3 protein-coding genes are annotated in these 3,091 nt (G+C 63.1%); all 3 read left to right on the forward strand.

What is annotated here, in order from left to right:
- Window positions 1-144 precede the first annotated feature (144 nt).
- The 3 genes from Q1L50_RS04030 (at window position 145) to Q1L50_RS04040 (ending at window position 2,972) form a co-directional block, all read left to right on the forward strand.
- A complete protein-coding gene (locus Q1L50_RS04030) occupies window positions 145-1,887 on the forward strand; it encodes a PAS domain S-box protein (RefSeq protein ID WP_300336094.1) in 1,743 nt (580 codons plus the stop codon).
- 77 nt (window positions 1,888-1,964) lie between these two features.
- The gene (locus Q1L50_RS04035; protein ID WP_300336096.1) at window positions 1,965-2,555 is read left to right on the forward strand and encodes a GGDEF domain-containing protein; all 591 of its coding nucleotides are present in this window, start codon (window positions 1,965-1,967) and stop codon (window positions 2,553-2,555) included.
- Window positions 2,556-2,735: 180 nt separating this feature from the next.
- Window positions 2,736-2,972, forward strand: a complete 237-nt coding sequence (locus Q1L50_RS04040; RefSeq protein WP_300336092.1) for an Hsp20/alpha crystallin family protein — start codon at window positions 2,736-2,738, stop codon at window positions 2,970-2,972.
- The last annotated feature ends 119 nt before the right edge of the window (window positions 2,973-3,091 follow it).

Raw genomic sequence — 3,091 nt, forward strand, 5'->3', positions numbered from 1 at the left:
CCACAGTAGGGAAAATGAGGGGAAAACCCTCGGAAAAGCCGGAAAATCACGAAAATCCGGCTTGATTGTTGCGTATGGTGAAACGCGCCGGCTTAGCCAGCGTGAAGTCCGACAGGCTGCTAGGTGATCGGTGCCTTGAGCGGAGTGATCAACCTGGGTATGGTCAACTTCCTGGACCGCGTCACCGAGGGCCGCTACGGCAGGACCGGTGGCTATGTCCTGGTCGCGCCGCAGTACCGCCTGATCGTCACCGCCACCGACAGACGTCGCGTCATGGCAGCTTTGCCCGATCCGGGCATCGATCCGACGATCGACCGCTTCATCGATGGCTTCCAGGGTCCGATCGTTTACATCAGCACGGCTGGCGCCGAAATCCTGACCTCGTCCAGGCGCATTCCGGTGGCGGCTTGGGACATGGTGGCGATACTGCCGACTGCCGAAGCCTTTGCGCCAATTCGCGCCATGCAGTTGCGGATGCTGCTGACGATGCTGGCGGCGGCGGCAAGCTGGTGGATGTTGACACGGCAGCTCTCACCGCTGCTCGACACGGCGAGAACGCTTGCCGCCCTGACGGGTGGCCAACAGCCCGCGGCAGCCTTGCCGATTGCTCGCCAGGACGAAATCGGCGAACTGATCGGCGGCTTCAACCGCCTGCTAGAGACCTTGAGACAGCGCGAAAAAGCGCTGCTGGAAAGCGAGAGCTTCAAGAACGCCATTCTGAATTCGATGGCCACCGGAATCGCGGTGGTCGATCGGTACGGCATCATTCAGGCGGTCAACAAGCGCTGGCGGCGTTCGTCCGTCGACGATGCCGGCGACCCCGGCCGGCCAGCGCCGCACACCGAAGTCGGCGCCAATTACCTGGCTTTCTTCGACGCCGGCAGCGGTTTCGCCCCGGATGCCGAGGCATTGCGCGCCCGTAGCGGCATCGAGGCGGTGCTCGATGGTCGCTTGCCCGGCTTCAGTGTCGACTACCCCCGCCCGTCGGCGCATGAGACCCGCTGGTTTACGCTGGCGGCGATGCCTCTGGAGCCGGGCAGGGGGCACGGCTCGGTGATCACGCACAGCGAAATCACCGCCCTCAAGCGCGCCGAACAGTACGAACAATATCGCAGCCGCACGCTAGAACTGCTGGCCGCCGGCAAACCGCTGGAGGTCATTCTCGACGCGCTGGTGCGCGGCGTCGAGCAACTCAATCCGGCGATGCTGTGCAGCATCCTGCTGTGCGACAGCGAGGGCACACATCTGCTGAGCGGTGCCGCGCCGAGCTTGCCCGATTTCTTCACCGCTGCGGTCAACGGACTCGAGATCGGCGCCGGGATCGGTTCCTGCGGTACCGCCGCCTACACCGGCCAACGCGTGGTCGTCGAGGACGTCACGACGCATCCCTACTGGAAGCGCTCCAAGAGCCTGGCTGCCAGAGCCGGCCTGGGTTCGTGCTGGTCCGAACCGATCCGGGCATCCACCGGCCAGGTGCTGGGGACCTTTGCCATCTATCATCGGCAGGCGCATACACCGGCAGAGTCCGATATCGTGATCATCGAGCAGGCCGCCCATCTGGCAAGCATCGCGATCGAGAAGAATCTATCCGCGGAACGGCTTCGAGAAAGCGAGGCGCACTACCGCCTGCTGATCGAGAACGTGTCCGACATCGTCTGGAGGCAGGACCGCGACCATCGCTTCACCTACATCAGCCCGGCCGACGAGCGCTTGCGCGGCTACCGGGCCGACGAGGTGATCGGCCGCAGCGTCACCGAAGTGCTGCCCGACGAGGGCGTCGCGCTGCTCCGGGAGACGCAGAGACAGCGCGATGAGGCCGAGCAGAACGGCATCCGCACCGGCATTACCCGCTTCGAACTGCCGCAACTCCGCAAGAACGGCCGCTGATCTGGCTGGAAGTCCTGTCCACCCCCGAACGCGACGCGCACGGTACGATTACGGGCTACCACGGCATCAGCAGGAAAATCACCAGGCGCAAGCACGAGGACGAGCAGGTCCGTCAACTCGCGTTCTATGACCCGCTCACCGCCCTGCCCAACCGCCGCCTGCTCAACGACCGCTTGCGCCAGGCGATGGCGGCAAGCACCCGCACCGGCTGCCATGGTGCAGTGATGTTCGTCGATCTGGACAACTTCAAGCCGCTGAATGACGAACGCGGACACGTGGCGGGCGACTTGCTACTGATCGAGACGGCCGCTCGCTTGAAGCGCTGCATCCGCGAGATGGACACCGTGGCGCGCTACGGCGGCGATGAGTTCGTGGTGATCATCAGCGAGCTTGATGTCGATGAAACCGAATCGACGTCGCGAGCGCATGCGATCGCCGAAAAGATTCGCATCGGCTTGTCGCAACCCTACACCCTGACCATCAAGCGCGAAGGGCAGGCGGCGACCACGCTCGAACATCACTACTCGGCTAGCATCGGCGTGGTCCTGTTCATCGACCACCAGGCGAGCCAGGACGAGATCCTCAAGAGGGCCGACGCGGCCATGTACGAAGCCAAGCAGGCTGGGCGCAATATCATCCGCTTTGATGATCGGAACGACTGCGGATGAAAGCCGGGCGGCAGGCGTTCGGCGCACGGCACTTTGCGCGACGAAGCGGCGACCCCGGCAGACCGGAAGGCCGTCTGATCACGCCCTCGGCGCGGATCCTGGGTCCTCTTGCAAATAACCATTTCGCTGCATAGACTATCTTCATACGGGGAAGTCCCGGGAACCTTGAAGGAGAGTGAGATGAGCAATGTCACGCGCTTTGACCCAGTCGACGACCCGTTCGACGATCTTTTCCGCGGCTTCCTGATGCGCCCGGTTCGTGTCGGGGGACAGCAGGAAGTCCAGATCAAGCTGGAGATCAAGGAAGACGACAAATCCTACACCGTGCATGCCGAGATACCCGGGGTCAGCAAGGAGGACATCAACGTCGCAATCGACGGCAGCCAGGTGTCAATCAGCGCCGAAGTCAAGAGGTAGAGTCGAGATGTGGCGCGATAGCCGTAGGTTCGGCTTGTCTGTTTCCGTCCCTTTCGTTTGACGGTGCCCAAGTAGCCTGGCCATAGCTTCGTTTCCACATCCCGCTCATCGAACCGGAC

Origin of the sequence: Accumulibacter sp. (genome assembly GCF_029255145.1) — a bacterium.
Lineage (GTDB): Bacteria > Pseudomonadota > Gammaproteobacteria > Burkholderiales > Rhodocyclaceae > Accumulibacter.